14 protein-coding genes are annotated in these 15,364 nt (G+C 51.2%); 11 read left to right on the top strand and 3 right to left on the bottom strand.

Annotated elements, in window-relative coordinates; genetic code table 11:
* Window positions 1–474 (top strand): YeeE/YedE family protein, encoded by a 474-nt coding sequence (locus HER31_RS14270; protein WP_202983565.1) that lies wholly within the window; start codon window positions 1–3, stop codon window positions 472–474.
* Between the two features lie 7 nt (window positions 475–481).
* Here HER31_RS14270 and metJ read toward each other — a convergent pair whose 3' ends face one another.
* Window positions 482–802 carry a met regulon transcriptional regulator MetJ gene (gene metJ, locus HER31_RS14265; RefSeq protein ID WP_168661449.1) on the bottom strand — a complete coding sequence of 107 codons (321 nt, stop codon included), beginning with the start codon at window positions 800–802 and terminating at the stop codon, window positions 482–484.
* A gap of 180 nt (window positions 803–982) precedes the next feature.
* Here metJ and metB point away from each other — a divergent pair, with 180 nt between their 5' ends.
* The 9 genes from metB to HER31_RS14220 all read left to right on the top strand — a co-directional run bounded on the left by metB (window position 983) and on the right by HER31_RS14220 (window position 12,441).
* Window positions 983–2,128 carry a cystathionine gamma-synthase gene (gene metB / locus HER31_RS14260; RefSeq protein WP_168661447.1) on the top strand — a complete coding sequence of 382 codons (1,146 nt, stop codon included), beginning with the start codon at window positions 983–985 and terminating at the stop codon, window positions 2,126–2,128.
* Between the two features lie 13 nt (window positions 2,129–2,141).
* A complete protein-coding gene (metL, locus tag HER31_RS14255) occupies window positions 2,142–4,499 on the top strand; it encodes a bifunctional aspartate kinase/homoserine dehydrogenase II (protein ID WP_168661445.1) in 2,358 nt (785 codons plus the stop codon).
* 12 nt (window positions 4,500–4,511) lie between these two features.
* Window positions 4,512–5,402 (top strand): methylenetetrahydrofolate reductase, encoded by an 891-nt coding sequence (gene metF, locus HER31_RS14250; RefSeq protein WP_168661443.1) that lies wholly within the window; start codon window positions 4,512–4,514, stop codon window positions 5,400–5,402.
* Window positions 5,403–5,507: 105 nt separating this feature from the next.
* Window positions 5,508–7,097 (top strand): methyl-accepting chemotaxis protein, encoded by a 1,590-nt coding sequence (locus HER31_RS14245; protein ID WP_168661441.1) that lies wholly within the window; start codon window positions 5,508–5,510, stop codon window positions 7,095–7,097.
* A 76-nt stretch (window positions 7,098–7,173) separates the two neighbouring features.
* Entirely contained in the window at window positions 7,174–7,665 is a 492-nt protein-coding gene (locus tag HER31_RS14240) for a DUF6515 family protein (RefSeq protein WP_168661439.1), read from the top strand.
* A gap of 132 nt (window positions 7,666–7,797) precedes the next feature.
* The gene (locus HER31_RS14235) at window positions 7,798–8,976 is read left to right on the top strand and encodes a PrnB family protein (protein WP_168661437.1); all 1,179 of its coding nucleotides are present in this window, start codon (window positions 7,798–7,800) and stop codon (window positions 8,974–8,976) included.
* Window positions 8,976–10,085 carry an aminotransferase class V-fold PLP-dependent enzyme gene (locus HER31_RS14230; RefSeq protein ID WP_168661435.1) on the top strand — a complete coding sequence of 370 codons (1,110 nt, stop codon included), beginning with the start codon at window positions 8,976–8,978 and terminating at the stop codon, window positions 10,083–10,085. The genes HER31_RS14235 and HER31_RS14230 overlap by 1 nt, the downstream gene beginning before the upstream one ends.
* 53 nt (window positions 10,086–10,138) lie before the next feature.
* The gene (locus HER31_RS14225; protein ID WP_168661433.1) at window positions 10,139–11,707 is read left to right on the top strand and encodes a phospholipase D family protein; all 1,569 of its coding nucleotides are present in this window, start codon (window positions 10,139–10,141) and stop codon (window positions 11,705–11,707) included.
* Window positions 11,708–11,835: 128 nt separating this feature from the next.
* Window positions 11,836–12,441, top strand: a complete 606-nt coding sequence (locus tag HER31_RS14220) for a LysE family translocator (protein ID WP_168661431.1) — start codon at window positions 11,836–11,838, stop codon at window positions 12,439–12,441.
* A gap of 72 nt (window positions 12,442–12,513) precedes the next feature.
* On the opposite strand, the gene HER31_RS14215 is transcribed toward HER31_RS14220, so the two are convergent.
* Together HER31_RS14215 and HER31_RS14210 are read right to left on the bottom strand one after the other, a co-directional pair.
* Complete coding sequence (locus tag HER31_RS14215) at window positions 12,514–12,861, bottom strand: cytochrome c3 family protein (protein ID WP_168661429.1); 348 nt, start codon at window positions 12,859–12,861, stop codon at window positions 12,514–12,516.
* A 2-nt stretch (window positions 12,862–12,863) separates the two neighbouring features.
* On the bottom strand, window positions 12,864–14,366 hold the full coding sequence (locus HER31_RS14210; protein ID WP_168661427.1) for a flavocytochrome c: 1,503 nt from the start codon (window positions 14,364–14,366) through the stop codon (window positions 12,864–12,866).
* A gap of 208 nt (window positions 14,367–14,574) precedes the next feature.
* On the opposite strand from HER31_RS14210, the gene HER31_RS14205 reads away from it, so the two are divergent.
* Entirely contained in the window at window positions 14,575–15,357 is a 783-nt protein-coding gene (locus HER31_RS14205) for a TetR/AcrR family transcriptional regulator (protein ID WP_168661425.1), read from the top strand.
* Window positions 15,358–15,364: the final 7 nt, after the last annotated feature.

The raw sequence follows: 15,364 nt of genomic DNA, 5'->3' as shown, positions 1-15,364 counted from the left end.
GTGAATAAATATTTGGCGAACCTGCTGATTACCCTCATTGCCGGTGTACTGTTTGGGTTGGCAATGGTGATATCGCAAATGACGATGCCGGAAAAGGTGTTGGGTTTTTTGGATATGCACGACGCGTGGGACATTGATTTGATGTTCGTTATGGGGAGTGGTGTCAGCGTTTTTACACTGGGTTACCTATGGCTTATTAAACCACGTCAACGCAGCGTGCTTGGTCAAGAATTTGCCTTGCCACTGCACGACTCGATTGATCTTAAGTTGATTAGTGGTGCTGGGTTGTTCGGGCTTGGATGGGGTATTGCTGGGATCTGTCCTGGGCCGGCCATTGCATCATTATCAATGGCGGCACCAGAACTGTATTGGTTTATCGTACCAATGTGTTTGGGTATGACGTTGCCGCGTTTATTTCAACGTGAATTATGGGTGCCCAAAACAAAAATCCGCCGCAGCGGATTTTTTTCTTAATATCTACTTAGTCGTCGAGGCTTTCCCAGTCGATTCCCATTTCGTCCATCATTTCGCGGGCGATAGCGGGAATGCTGTCGGTTTTATCTTTACCAAGATCGTCGTCGACTGGCAGCGGCTGGCCAGTATAAGCGTGTAAAAACGCTTCACACAGCAGCTCACTGTTGGTGGCGTGGCGCAAGTTGTTAACCTGACGGCGGGTCCGTTCGTCGGTAAGGATCTTCAATACTTTTAATGGGATAGAAACGGTGATCTTCTTCACCTGTTCATTTTTCTTCCCGTGTTCGGCGTATGGGCTGATGTATTCGCCGTTCCACTCGATACTCATCGATGCACCTATAAATTTTGATTACGGTGCAAATTCTAACGCTCTAAAAGTTATAGTCAAATAATTGCCATCTCCACTTTTATACGTTTAGACGTCTAAACATCTTGACGCCCCACTGGTGTGAAGATAATGTAAATAATCATTTTGTCACCTGTTGCATCAAGTTGGAGGATGCCACCGATGAGTAAACATCAATTTGCTACCATCGCCGCCCGAGAAGGGATTGATACGGACACTCAGCACGGGGCTGTCGTTGCGCCAATTTACTTATCTAGCAATTACACCTTTGCTGATTTTGGCGAGCCACGCCAATACGACTATGCGCGCAGTGGTAACCCTACTCGCACCACGTTAGCCGAGGCATTGGCGAAGCTTGAGGGCGGTGCTGGCGCGGTGGTGACCTCAACAGGTATGTCGGCCATTACTCTATGCACGGCATTACTGGGGCCAGATGATCTGCTCGTGGTTCCGCACGATTGCTACGGTGGCAGCTATCGCTTGTTTACCTCACTGGCAGCCAAGCGCGCCTTTAAACTGGCGGTGGTCGATCAGAACGATGAGCAAGCGTTGGCACAAGCATTAGCGCAGAAACCCAAGTTGGTATGGTTGGAAACCCCGTCTAACCCATTACTGCGTTTGGTGGACGTAGCTAAAATCGCAACTCAAGCACACGACGCCGGCGCTCTCGTTGTCGCAGATAACACCTTCTTATCGCCAGTATTGCAGCAACCTATCGGTCTTGGGGCTGACATTGTTATTCACTCGACCACTAAGTACATCAATGGCCATTCCGATGTCGTTGGTGGTGCTGTAATCGCCAACACGACTGAGCTGGCGGAGCAATTAGCTTGGTGGGCCAATTGTTTAGGGATCACCGGTGCACCGTTTGATTCATTTCTTACTCTGCGTGGCCTGCGTACCCTGCCGCTGCGGATTGAACAACACCAGCGCAATGCTGAGGCCGTAGCAGAGCTGCTCAATTCGCATCCAGCCATTGCCAAAGTGAATTACCCCGGTTTGCCTTCTCACCCACAACATCAATTGGCTCAACAGCAGCAACTGGGCTTCGGCGCCATGCTCAGCTTTGAACTCAACGGTGGTGAGGCGGAAGTACGGCAGTTCTTGGCTAAGCTCGAGCTGTTCTCATTGGCAGAAAGCCTCGGCGGAGTGGAATCACTGGTGGCTCACCCTGCGACCATGACTCACGCGGCGATGGCGCCAGAAGCGCGGGCGACAGCAGGGATAAGCGATACTCTGATCCGCCTTTCGGTGGGGATTGAAGCCACAGAAGATCTTATCGCTGACTTACAACAAGCATTGGTTTAAAGGAGTAGTACCCGTGTCTGAACAATCTCGGTGTGTGCATAAATTTGGTGGTTCGAGCTTAGCGGATGCGGATTGTTACCGGCGCGTAGCGCACATACTGCTTACCCAAGGAAAAAGTGACGATCTGGTAGTGGTGTCCGCCGCTGGTAAAACCACTAATCAGCTGATTGAATTGCTTAGCTTGGCTCACAACGGCCGCAGCTACAGTGCCGAGCTGGCGCGCCTGCAGAGTTTGCAACTTGGGCTGATTGAACGTCTTTTGCTTGGGCCAGAGGCCTTGCAACTGGCGGATAAGCTAAATAAAGATATCGATAAACTACCGGCTTGGTTAGCGGATGCCAGCCATCATCGTGCTCAAGTTCAGGCGTTAGGTGAACTGTGGTCTAGCCGTTTGCTGGCGGCACTGTTGGGGCAGCTTGGTGTGAATGCCCATGCCATTGATGCACGTGATTTTTTGGTGGTTAATCAACAATCACAACCGAATTACCGCCGTAGCCGCGAAGCACTTAATGCGCTGTGTGTCCGTTACCCCAGCAGTCGCTTGGTGATTACCGGTTATGTCGCCTGTAATGAGCAAGGACAAGCGCAGTTACTGGGCCGTAACGGCTCCGATTACTCTGCTACCGCCATTGGTGCCATTGCGCAAGCCGACTGCTGCACCATCTGGACTGATGTCGAGGGGGTCTTTAACGCTGATCCAAACCTGCTGGTCGATGCTCGACTGCAGCAACAACTGTCGTTGGCGGAAGCGAACCGTTTAGCGCAGTTAGGCTCACCGGTATTACACCGCCGGACCTTAGAGCCGTTGCAGCAACACGCGATGGCGTTGCAGGTGCGCTCGAGCTTTACTCCAGAGCGGCCGTATACCCGTATTCTAGCCGGTGAAACGACGGCAGAGCCGGTTATTACCAGTGTTGATTCGGTGGTGGTGCTGCATTGCCCAAGTGATGCGGATGCTACCGCCCAAGCCGCGGAAGCGTTGGAAGAGCAGGGGATCGCGGTATTAGTGTCCTATCTGCAAGAGCGCGCCATTGTGGTTACTGAAGAGAACGCCAGTGCCGCCGCTGATGCACTCGAGCGCCAGTTTATGCAGCCGATCCGAGTCGAGCGTGGTTTGGGCTTGGTTGGTTTAATCAGCAACCATGCCCAACGCCTGAGCGGTGCTTTTGCTCGTTTACTCAGTCGTCGTGCGTGGCCTCTACAAGCCGACGAGTTGGCGTTGATAACCCTAGTGCCAATGGAGCAGGTGGCGGATCTCACTGCCAGAGTGCATCGCCGCTGTGCCGGACCATTGAAAACCTTTGGTTTGATCGTGGCGGGCAAGGGCAATATTGGCGGTGCTTGGCTACAACAGTTCGCTGAATACCAGCGCCAGATCAGCGACCAACTTGAAGCGGAATTAACCCTAGTGGCCATTTTAGGCCAAAACCGAGCTTGGCTAGAGCCGCAAGGGATTGAAGTATCCCAGTGGCAGCAAGGATTTGCCGAACACGGTTGCGATTATCAATTGAGCGAGATCATCACTCGGGCAGCGGCGTTGCCATACGATGAATTGATCCTGCTCGATATCACCGCCAGTGGCGATCTGGCCTTGGGCTATCCGCAGTTGCTTGAGCAAGGTATTCACCTGATCAGTGCCAATAAGCAAGCGGGCAGTGGCCCATTAGGGTTCTATCAGCACTTAAAGAAGAGCCTTGCTAAGCGCCACCTCTATTGGCGTTATAACGCTACTGTCGGCGCGGGCTTGCCGGTGTTTTATGCCATTGACGATCTGCGCCGAAGTGGCGACACCATCAGCCAAATTGATGGCGTGTTCTCGGGCACCTTGAGTTGGCTGTTTCACCATTTTGATGGCAGCAAACCGTTCTCACAGCTGGTGCTGGAGGCGAAAGCGAAGGGCTTTACTGAGCCGGACCCTCGTGACGACCTCTCCGGCGTGGATATGCAGCGTAAGTTACTAATCGTTGCACGGGAATTAGGGTTAGAGCTGGAGCTCGTTGATGTAGAGCTGGAGTCATTGGTACCGGAACAACTGCAGAACCTAACAGTGGAGCAGTTCTTAGCCCGTATTGATGAACTTGATGAGCCGATGGCGCAAGCATTGGCCAGCGCACAACAGCACAATCAGGCGCTGCGTTACATCGCCGCATTTGAGCAACATGGTGGCGAAGTGAAAGCCAAGGTTAGCACCGCGGCTGTGGCTCAGGATCACTCATTAGCGACCCTGCCACCGGGGGATAACCAATTCTTGTTACGCAGTGAGCACTACCCTAATGGCTTGGTGATCCAAGGCCCTGGGGCTGGAAGGGAAGTTACCGCAGCGGCGGTACAGTCGGATTTGGTGGCGATATGCCGTCGTCTATTGCATTAATCGGAGGGAACCATGTCATTTCATCACGCCCAACAAATTGAAGCGCTGAATGAGCGCCTAAGCAGCTTGAAAGACATCAATGTCTCGTTTGAGTTTTTCCCACCGAACTCAGAAACGATGGAGCAAACCCTGTGGCAGTCGATTGAGCGCTTGGCACCACTTAAGCCGAAATTTGTATCGGTTACCTACGGTGCCAATTCTGGGGTACGCGACCGTACCCACAGCGTGATTGAACGCATTCATCAACAAACAGACTTGCAAGCTGCGCCGCACCTTACTCTGGTGGATGCCAGTGACGAGGAGCTGCGCCAGTTAGCCCGGCAGTATTGGCAGCAAGGGGTGCGTCATATTGTGGCGCTGCGTGGAGACGTGCCGGACGGGCAACCAAACCCGAATCGTTATGCTGCTGACTTGGTGCGTTTGCTCAAACAGGAGCACGACTTTGAGATCTCAGTAGCGGCCTATCCTGAAGTGCACCCAGAAGCCTCTTGTGGGCAGTCGGATCTAGTTAACCTCAAGCGCAAGGTTGATGCCGGTGCCACTCGGGCAATCACCCAGTTCTTTTTCGATATTGAGGCGTACCTGCGCTTTAGGGACCGCTGTGCCGCAACCGGCATTGATGTCGAAATTGTGCCGGGGATCTTACCGGTCACCAACTATCAACAGCTGCTCAAGTTTTCCCAGTTTGCCAAGGTGCGAGTGCCAAACTGGCTTCATCACATGTTTGATGGTTTGGAAGACGATGCGGCCACTCGGAAGTTGGTTGGTGCCAATGTAGCGATTGAAATGAGTAAGGTGTTGGCTAAGGAAGGGGTTTCGGATTTCCATTTCTACACCCTGAATCGTGCCGAACTTTCTTACGCTATTTGTCATGCGCTCGGAGTGCGATCTGGATTGAATTAACATCAAAAAAGCTATTTTTTCGGATGATTAAGTAACTATCGCCACTTTTCTTTAAGGGTTTTTAGGGTAGATTACAGTTTCTAAGATGCAGGGATAATTGGCACAATGGAAAGCAGTAACTACCGAAACCAAACCGTTACGCAGAAAGAGCGGGTGTATCCAGAAGACAGCATCATCATCTCGACCACGGATGTTGATGGCGTTATTAAGTTCTCCAACCAAGACTTTAGCGACGTCAGTGGTTATTCGCAGCAAGAACTGCGAGGGCAAGCGCACAACATGTTGCGCCATCCGGATATGCCTAAAGAGGCATTTGAGTCACTGTGGGCCACTATCAAAGGCGGTGAGCCTTGGTTTGGGGTAGTGAAAAATCGTTGTGCCAATGGCGACCATTATTGGGTTAATGCCTACGTTAACCCGGTGCTGGAAAACGGTCAGATCCATGAGTATCAATCGGTTCGCCGGCGGCCTCAGCGTCAGCACGTTGAACGCGCGGAAGCGCTTTACCAACAGCTTAATCAAGGTAAAAAGCCAGCGGCACTGCGTCCGGCTCGTGTTGGCTTTATCGGTCGAGTGATGTTAGCTGCCGGTTTTGGTGCTGCTGTTACCGGCTACCTTGCGTCATTGCTGCCGGTTTGGGGCAGTGTCGCTGGGGCGTTGCTTACCTTGGCTTTGGTCGCTTGGCTGCTCCAACCGTTGCGCAACATGGTTAACCGTTCCAAGCAGATCATTGACGAGCCACTGGCCAAAGCGGTCTTTACCGGACGTAGGGATGAACTTGGCCAACTTGAACTCGCCATGACCTTCCTCAGCTCTGAGCTTGGTGGGGTGATGGGGCGCGTGGCCGATTCCGCTAACTCGTTGCAAAGCCTTGGTGACCAACTTAACCACACCGTTGATCAAACCCAACTCCGCACCGAGCAGCAATCGGCTCAGACTGCGACAGCAGCAACGGCGGTGGAAGAGATGACCGTTAGCTTTAGTGAAGTAGCCGATAACGCCCATGCGGTTGCTGAAGCACTGAAAGACAGCAAAACCATTGCGGCTCAGGGCAGCACCGTTCTTAACCAAGTAACTGAATCGATTGAAGCGTTAAGTAAAGAAGTGGCTGAAATTGCCGGCTCAGTTGCGACTATCGAGCGCGATAGCCAGTCGATTGGCCAGGTGTTGGATGTGATCCGTGGTATTGCTGATCAAACCAATCTATTGGCACTTAACGCGGCCATTGAAGCGGCACGAGCAGGGGAGTCTGGCCGTGGCTTTGCGGTGGTTGCCGATGAAGTGCGGAGCCTAGCGCAGCGTACTGCCGAATCAACAGTCGAGATTGAGAAAATCATCGGTAAATTTCAGTTAACTAGCCATACCGCAGCTGCGGCGATGAGCGATGGTCAAGCGGCGGCGGCGAAGTCAGTTGATATGACCAAAGAAGCAGATCGAGCCTTTAATGAACTCACCTCTGCGGTTAGTAAAATTGATGAAATGAGCGAGCAAATTGCCACTGCGATGCATCAACAGCGAGTGGTAACCAAAGATATTTCTGAGGCGATTCAGACGGTCACCGATTTAGCTCACGACAGCCATCAACAGGCGCAAGACACAGTGCAAAAAGGCCGAAATATGGCACGCTTAGCAGCAAAACAAGCGGAGTTATCGCATCAGTTTTGGGAGATGGGGATCAAGCGCGGCAACTACTGATCCACCACACGAACTGCAACCGCCAAGACCCCTTGGCGGTTGTTTTATAATAGGCTCAATGAAGTAGGAGGCACCTATGTCGATATCGTCGTTGGGCTTGTTGTTACGGCCACTGGCATTACTTATCTCGTTTACTTTGGCGCTAGCACCAGTAGCGGCGACAGCTGCGCAAGCTGGGTTGAGTAAGTCACCCCACCGTCCGCCAAGCCATAAGCCGCCGCACTTTGGCTATGATCGTCACCACCTACCAGACTTGGTTCGCTATGAAGTGGTGCGCGGGATCAGCTACGCTATCATTGATGGCTTTTACTACCAGCAATCCGGCAACAGCTACCTGTTTGTGCCACCGCCTCATCCAGACAATAAAATCGTTATCAACACCGGTGGCTTTGGCAAAAATAGCAGTGCCGGGAACAGCGCATCAGCACTGGGTAAGGTCGTTGCCGAGCTCCCGCCACAACACCAACAGGTGGTTATCGATGGGGTCGAGTTCGCCGTTGCTGCCGGGGTTTGGTATGCGGCTATTACAGGCAGCGATCGTTATGTCATTATCCCCGCGCAACTGTAGTTGTTGGCAACAATAGTGAACAGTTCCGTTATCAGTTCTTGCCGCTGAGTTCAGTTCAAAGCCAATCGAGTCGATAGCCAAAATAGGCGGACACTGCAATGCTGGGGTAACAGCAGCACTCGGAGTAGTGGTATGAACGATACAGTTGCAGCGTTTGATGATTGGATCCGCACAGATTTTATTGAATTAAACAGCGAGCTTGAACGGCGTTACCGGCAGCAGCAGGACCGCGCTAATGTGGTTGGTGTCGGGGATGAGGTTAAAGCACAGCTGGAAGCCGTTGGTTGTGAGCACACCAAGTTACTGTTGGCGCAAGGTAATACCGATGAAGGCTTTGAGCAAGCGTTTGATCTGCTCGGCAACGTCGGCCTCTATTTGGCGGCGTGTCGACGCCACGGGCTTTCCGACCCCGATAACGATCGTACATCGCCACAGGCGGAAGCCTCAGCACTTGCAATGCATATCGCCGCCTCTATTGGGGTGGTGCCTCGTTTCGCAACAGCCCATCTTTGTACCCATAATCGCGCCGTTAATGGTCACTACAAACGCTTCACTAATCTTGCTGCCGAGCAGTGTTTTATTGATTACAACAGCAAGGGTATTTTAGCGTTTAAGCGCGCTGCCGAAGCCTTGTTGAAAGTGTTGTCGTTGGGGATCTCCCACCCGATTAGTCTTAACCTCTTTGATGCCGCCAAGCATGCCTTAGAAGAGGTTTACCACAGCAATGACACGCTGTTTACTCAGCTTGACCCGGATGATTTTTTTTATGGGGTTCGACCCTATTACAAGCCCCACCATGTAGGTAGCCAAGTCTATCGCGGTGCCAATGCTGGGGACTTCGCCGGTATCAACGTCATCGATATGCTGTTAGGGCTGTGCAAAGCCAATGAGCCAGCCTATGGCCGCATGCTGGTAGAGAAATTCCTCTATATGATGCCGCAAGAGCAACGCATTCTACGTGACTGCATGCGTCAGCAAAGCCTGATGACCGAGTTCTTAGAGGTTGCTCCTAAGCAGCACCACAGCCGGTGGTATCAACAGCACTTGCAGGCGTTTTTAAAGTTATGTCAGTTGCATGGCGAGATTGCCAATCAGCATCACCAGCAGCTGGTGCAGCGCTACATAGTGCAGCCAGCGGCACAGATGGAGCAGCAGCATTTGCAGCAACTGACTGCCAGCGGACCTCAGCTGGCTGGGCTGTTGCAATCCCTAACGGATCTACGCGACCGACGGGCGGGCTATCAGCGCGATGACATCGTAACCAGTTACCGTGAATTGTCACTCCTTCGTCGAACTTTAGGGGAGGATTAATGAATCGAGACGACTTCCTATTACCTTGCGGCTACTACTTTGGCAGCCACTCTGCTGGGCGACCGCTGCGGCGCACGGCAGCGACTATTCAACAGCATTATTTGCAGCCATGGGGTGGTGATAATAGCGACCCTTGGGGCGAATGGTTGGGGCAGATTGAGCGCTTTCGGAGCGCGCTAGCGACATTGTTTAATGCTGATGTTGCCGGCTTTTGCCCGCAAAGTAACGTCAGCAGCGGCTTGGTTAAGGTGGCGATGGCGTTACCAGCACTGCAAGCAGGTAAGCCTGTATTGCTGAGCGAATGTGACTTCCCCAGCATTGGCTTTGCGTTGCAGCAAGCGCTGCCATTGGGCACTGCACAGATCCGCTTTATCCCAAAGGGCGAGGATGTTGCCGATCCGCAGGTGTGGCGTAAATATCTCGACGATGAGTTGGCGCTGGTGTGGATCAGTCACGGTTTTTCCAATTCCGGAGTGCAGGCACCGTTAGCTGAGGTCACGGCGATGGCTCAGGCCAAAGGGATCCTTACCGCTATCGATGTGGCGCAAACCGCGGGGGTGATTCCAATTGATGTTAGCGCCTTAGGGGTTGATCTGATGTTTGGCTCTTGCCTTAAATGGCTGTGCGCTGGCACAGGGGCTGGGTTTATGTGGATTAGGCCGCAGTTGTTGCCACAGTGTCAACCTAAGGACGTGGGCTGGTTCTCTCATCAGAACCCGTTTGAGTTTGATATCCACAACTTTCGTTATCACGATGAAGCGCTCCGGTTTTGGGGAGGAACGCCATCGGTACTGCCGTTTGTGATTGCTGCCGCCAGCATTGAATACTTCAACTCCATTGGTATATCGCGGATCCGAGCGCATAACCTTCAGCTGCAACAGCAGCTGATTGATGCACTTGGCGCTAGGGTCGTGTCGCCCCATGTCCCGAGCCAACGCAGTGGTACCGTAGTGGTGCATCTTGGCCGCGGGCACTCGCACTTGGTTGCGGCGTTACCAGCGGCTCAAATCCATGCCGATGAACGGCCGTTGGGGGTGCGATTATCCCCTCATTGGTACAACGATAATGACGATGTTGATGCGGTGATTACCCTCGTGCGTTCGCTGTGAATTACGGCTAATTCTGGCTACTATGGCGTTAACTATCTCGTTAAGCTACTGCCATGAAACGGATTTTAAATGTACTAATGCTGCTGTCTGGAGTGCTGCTTACTGTTGGCTGTAGCAGCATACCTATTGAGCAGCATGCTCAACCTAGTTTTGCTCGCAATCAACACCAGCCTAGCCATCTGAAAGATGTGTTGGCAGCCTCACTGCAACAACACTCCGGCCAATCCGGTTTCGCTATAATCAGCGAGGCGCAACAAGCATTACAAAGCCGTTTAGCGATGGCAAATGTGGCTGAACACAGCCTCGATATGCAGTATTACATCTGGCACGACGATCTCAGTGGGGTGGCGCTGCTCAGTGCCATTTATCGGGCGGCCGAGCGTGGTGTGCGGGTCCGAACACTGCTGGATGATTACACCGTGCTTACGGCGGATGCGGATCTTGCTCGAATCGCCAACCACCCAAACATTGAAATCAAACTGTATAACCCTTACGGCAAACGTCGCTCAGGCAGTTTTGCCCGAACCTTGGCGTTCTTTGGTGAGTTTGGCCGCTTAAATCACCGCATGCATAACAAGCTGATGGTGGCCGATAATCAACTGGCGATAACTGGCGGCCGTAATATCGGCGATGAGTATTTTGGTCTTAGCGACCGTAAAAATTTCGTCGATATTGATATGTTTGCGGTCGGCCCTGTGGTGCACGATCTCTCCAACAGTTTCGATCGCTATTGGAACTCTGACTGGGCGGTCAGTATCGATAGTATTCGCAGCTTTGACCCTTTCAGTGGTGAGCTTGAGATCCTCTCGGCGGCGGAGATTGAGCAAGTGCTGCAGCAACGGATGCAAGGTTATCCTACCGCCCCTTACACTATTGAGATGGATCGGCAGCAGTTGTTAGCTCAAGTCGAGACCATCCCGAGTTTATTGCGCTGGAGCCACGCCACGGTGACGGCGGATCCGCCCCGTAAAGATTTAGAGCAGCAACTCGAGCCGTTGGCAGTGATTGAGCTGCTGACTCAACTGGGTGCCAATGCAGAGCATGAAATACTGATCAGTTCGCCCTATTTTATTCCCGGAACCATCATGGTTGACGGACTTAGCCAGTTAAACCAACGCGGGGTGGAAGTGAAGGTGTTAACCAATAGCCTTCGCACCAACGATGTTGCTGCTGCACATTATGGGTATGCCAATATTCGCGAACAGGTATTAGCAACCGGAACCAAAGTATATGAGTTACGTACCGACTCCGCGCCGGGCAGCCTCACCCAACCTCAATCAAAACGAGGAGTTGAGTTAGGTTTGCACGCCAAGGTCGCGGTGTATGATCGCCGTTGGGTTTATATCGGCACTGCCAATCTCGATCCGCGTTCACAGTTGCTCAATACCGAGATGGGGGTGGTGGTTGACGATCCTATTTTGGCGCAGCAATTAGCCAAGCAGTTGTTGGGGTTAATGACTCAAAAGTCAGCATATCGGCTCCATCATCAGCAGGCCGCAACCTGTTGGTTTTGGATAGATAACAATAACTTTGAGCAACAATGTTCGGAGCCAAATGTTGGTTGGGGTGACGCGCTGATGATGAAGTTAGTGGAACTACTGCCGATAGAGGAGCAACTTTAGCGCCGTTATTGAAGGCTATGTCGCCTTACTCTTTGTGCCTGAGCCAGCCTAGCCTGTGCTTTGACAGTATTGGAATGAACAACGCTTACTTGGTACACAGCCTATTGTAACGGGGAGAGGCGGTCACAATGTCATTGGATATCTTGGCGGCACTGATGATGTTTGCGTTGGTGTCCACCATCACACCGGGACCGAACAACATGATGTTATTGGCTTCTGGAGCTAACTGGGGGGTACGTCGCAGTATTCCCCATTTGCTCGGGGTTGCTATCGGCTTCAGCGTGATGGTGTTGATGGTTGGTATTGGGATCATGCAGTTGTTTGAGCGTTACCCGTTGAGTAACACCTTACTCAAGTACGGCAGTGGCAGTTATATGGTATTCCTCGCTTATAAGATAGCGACGGCCAGTGCCCCCAAACTGGATGAGGTGAGCACCAGTAAGCCGATAAGCTTCATTCAAGCAGCAATGTTTCAATGGGTTAATCCCAAAGCGTGGGCGATGGCAATTGGTGCTATCAGCCTATACGCCCCCAATCGGGAACTCAGCTCCATCGGCATCATCGCTTTGGTTTATGGCGTGGTAAACCTCCCTTCAATTAGCTTATGGACAATATTGGGGCAGCAACTGCAACGGGTGTTAACGAATGAACGGCGCTTGCGGATATTTAATAGGACCATGGCATTGTTACTGGTGCTGTCACTGTGGCCAATGTTGGGCGGCATGGTTGGCTAAGCCGGCGGAGGGATCTTTGATGCAGAGACAAAAACGGCACCTCAAGGTGCCGTTGTATTTTCAATGCTTACCTTAATCGTTGAACTTAGGATAATTGAAGTTATGACACTCTTGGCACAATGCTTTTTTCGGCGAGTGCTCACCGTGACAATCCTGACACGGCGCTTCCTTACCGTAATGCATGCTGTCGTGAGGGTTTTGTTTCGCGTCTTCGCCTTCCCGAGCGGTTTGTTCCGCTAGGTCATCTACGTCGTGACACTGCAGGCAGGCTTGGTCACTTGGAAAACGATCCATGCCTTGGTCATGACAGCTTTCACAGCCAGACTCGTAAGCCATCTCATGATGAGGTTGTTGGTTTTGTTGGGCATATGCGCTAGTAGACAACACTAAGCCCAGTAATAATGCAGTTAATGATTTCATGATTATGCCTCCATCATTGAACGAGCGGCAGTGATGCCAAAAGCCAAACACTCTGGTGTAGAGCAGCCTCCTAAACGGCTGACACCGTGGATCCCACCGGTTACTTCCCCTGCGGCATAAAGACCTTTAATTGGTACACCGGTTTTTGCAGCCATTACTTCAGCCTTGGTATTGATTTGAATTCCGCCCTGACAGTAGTGCACCTTTGGCCATAATCGTTGCACGATAAATGGGGCGGTAAGTTTGATGCCTCGGCCGGCATCCATACGTTTACCAAACTGTGGATCGGTGCCATTCGCTACGTAGCCGTTCCAATCCTTTATCTGTTGCTGCAGCGGTTTCAACGGCACCTTAAAGTGAGCAGCAATCGCCTCTACGGAGTCGAACTCCCAGGCGACGTTGTACTTCAGTACTTTCTTCATTGATGGATCTTTTTGTGCTTCGGCCTTCGGTGCAATCAATAGTGCCGGTTGTGGATTGCCATCTTTGTCGCGGCGTTGCAGTTCGAGATCAGCACGGGTTTTACGGTCAGCAATCTCATTCATAAAGCGCTGACCGGTATTACGATCGATGGCGATTGAATGGGGGAAGTTATACAGCGAGAAACCTGCACCGTAGCCAAAGCCACCTTCATCAGGGGAGGCCCATGGACCAGATTGGATATGGGCTAAGTGCACCGGGGTCGCGCCAGCAGCCAACATCTCAATAAGCCCATCGCCGGTAGCCCCTTTAGCATTGGTACAGCCTACTTCGGCAGTTAAGGTTGGGTCTTGAGCCATGCGGAAGTTAACGTTGAAACCAAAACCACCGGTGGCGATTAACACCCCTTTGTTACAGCGAACATTGATCAGCTCGCCACTGTCTTCATGGCCAAAGTGGTAACCACGACGGATCTGAACCCCAAGTACATCGCCGTTGTCGTTGCGGATTAGGTGTTCAAACTTATGGCGGTTGTGGGTTTCCACCCCAAGTTCTCGTGCGGTTTTAAGCATTGGTTGGATAAAGCCAGCACCAGAGCGCTCGATGGTTTGGTGACTACGGGTGGCACTGGTGCCGCCGGTGGTGATGATGTGATCACGGTATTTTACGCCGCAATCTTGAGTCATTTGATAGACGTAAGGGCCAAGTTCGGCACTGTGGCGTAATAGCGATTCGCTGGCGATGCCTCGACCGGCTTTAAGCTGATCCTTTACCATCAGCTCAGCACTGTCGGTAATGCCTAACTTAGTTTGCAGCTCGGTGCCAGCAAAGCAGGATTGGCCTGCATTGAGGGTGCTGTTGCCGCCGTAAACCCCCATCTTCTCAAATACCACTACTGACTTGGCATTAAGGCGCTTAGCTTCCACTGCAGCGGCAAGGCCGGCGAAGCCAGAGCCGACAATAATAATGTCGTACTCTTGGTCCCATTTGGTGTCGCCATTGCTGGCTTGGCTAGAGATTGGAAACAGTGCGCCTGCTGCGGCAGCACCTGCGCCGAATTTTAGAAATGAACGTCTGTCTGTCATGAGTATTCTCACTATTAGTTAATTCATATTCATCTTGGGGTAAACACCCCCGGTGCTATTGTGAAGTGTGTCACACTGATATTTGGTTAGAAAAAATGTTTGTGGTAGCGGTTTGAAATAATTATTTGGTGATGTCTCATAAATAATGTTTGTGACAAGACAACAACAAATTAAACTGACAAAGTTAAGGTTTTATTGGGGTAACAATATGCGCTGTCCTAATACCAACAGTGAACGTTTACATTGTGATCAACTATTGAATGCGGCTGAAGATTTAGTCGACGAGAATGGGTTGGTGTCATTTCGATTCGCTGAAATGGCAAAACTGGCCAGTTGCTCTAATCACGTGCTGTATAAACACTTTAAGTCTAAAGAAGATGTTCTAGTGTGCCTGTTTTTACGCAATTGCACTTCCAATTTTATGCCGGTTTTTTTAGAGAAAAACAAAGATATAGAGCCAAGGTTGCTGGCGGCATTTGCAGCGGTGTTCTCGTTTGTCGCAGTGCAACGAAGTCCGACCTTTAACACCTTGCGTAGTGTATCGATTAACAGCCTCTGCTGGCAGCTTGCCAGTGATGATAAGGTCAATGCGTTCCGGCAGCGAGTAAACCTATTTTGGCATCGCAACTACTACCACATTGAGCAGGCGCAACAGCAACAGATATTACTGGAGCCTGCAGATAAAGTTTTAGAAGTTACCCAATCAATCTACTTTTTCTTAGCGGGTATATTGTCGAGCTTTGAAAGCGGCCTAATGGATGAAAAATATTTAGGTAAACACGACGAGACTTTTTTTAACTTACTGTGTGGCCAATTAAATAAATATAAATGGATCCAACGGTTTACTGCCAGCGAGCTACGTCAACTAGCGGATAAAATAAACTTATTTTTTGATAAGTATTATCAACAGAATAAAAGCTGCAAATTTTGTCAGCGACTAAATGGCTTGCAACAGTGCGATAAAATTAGCGCTGAAATTGCCCTTGGTTGAATGGATT

The organism is Ferrimonas lipolytica (assembly GCF_012295575.1).
In the GTDB taxonomy this organism is placed as follows: domain Bacteria; phylum Pseudomonadota; class Gammaproteobacteria; order Enterobacterales; family Shewanellaceae; genus Ferrimonas; species Ferrimonas lipolytica.
The sequence above is the reverse complement of the archived record's forward strand: the minus strand, read 5'-3'. Positions and strand labels throughout refer to the sequence as shown.

Coding starts and splice junctions, on each gene's coding strand:
- HER31_RS14215 (WP_168661429.1), bottom strand. CDS start 12,861: ATGAAATCATTAACTGCATTATTACTGGGCTTAGTGTTGTCTACTAGC.
- HER31_RS14210 (WP_168661427.1), bottom strand. CDS start 14,366: ATGACAGACAGACGTTCATTTCTAAAATTCGGCGCAGGTGCTGCCGCA.
- HER31_RS14235 (WP_168661437.1), top strand. CDS start 7,798: ATGAACGATACAGTTGCAGCGTTTGATGATTGGATCCGCACAGATTTT.
- metB (WP_168661447.1), top strand. CDS start 983: ATGAGTAAACATCAATTTGCTACCATCGCCGCCCGAGAAGGGATTGAT.
- HER31_RS14205 (WP_168661425.1), top strand. CDS start 14,575: ATGCGCTGTCCTAATACCAACAGTGAACGTTTACATTGTGATCAACTA.
- HER31_RS14230 (WP_168661435.1), top strand. CDS start 8,976: ATGAATCGAGACGACTTCCTATTACCTTGCGGCTACTACTTTGGCAGC.
- HER31_RS14225 (WP_168661433.1), top strand. CDS start 10,139: ATGAAACGGATTTTAAATGTACTAATGCTGCTGTCTGGAGTGCTGCTT.
- HER31_RS14220 (WP_168661431.1), top strand. CDS start 11,836: ATGTCATTGGATATCTTGGCGGCACTGATGATGTTTGCGTTGGTGTCC.
- HER31_RS14240 (WP_168661439.1), top strand. CDS start 7,174: ATGTCGATATCGTCGTTGGGCTTGTTGTTACGGCCACTGGCATTACTT.
- metJ (WP_168661449.1), bottom strand. CDS start 802: ATGAGTATCGAGTGGAACGGCGAATACATCAGCCCATACGCCGAACAC.
- HER31_RS14245 (WP_168661441.1), top strand. CDS start 5,508: ATGGAAAGCAGTAACTACCGAAACCAAACCGTTACGCAGAAAGAGCGG.
- metF (WP_168661443.1), top strand. CDS start 4,512: ATGTCATTTCATCACGCCCAACAAATTGAAGCGCTGAATGAGCGCCTA.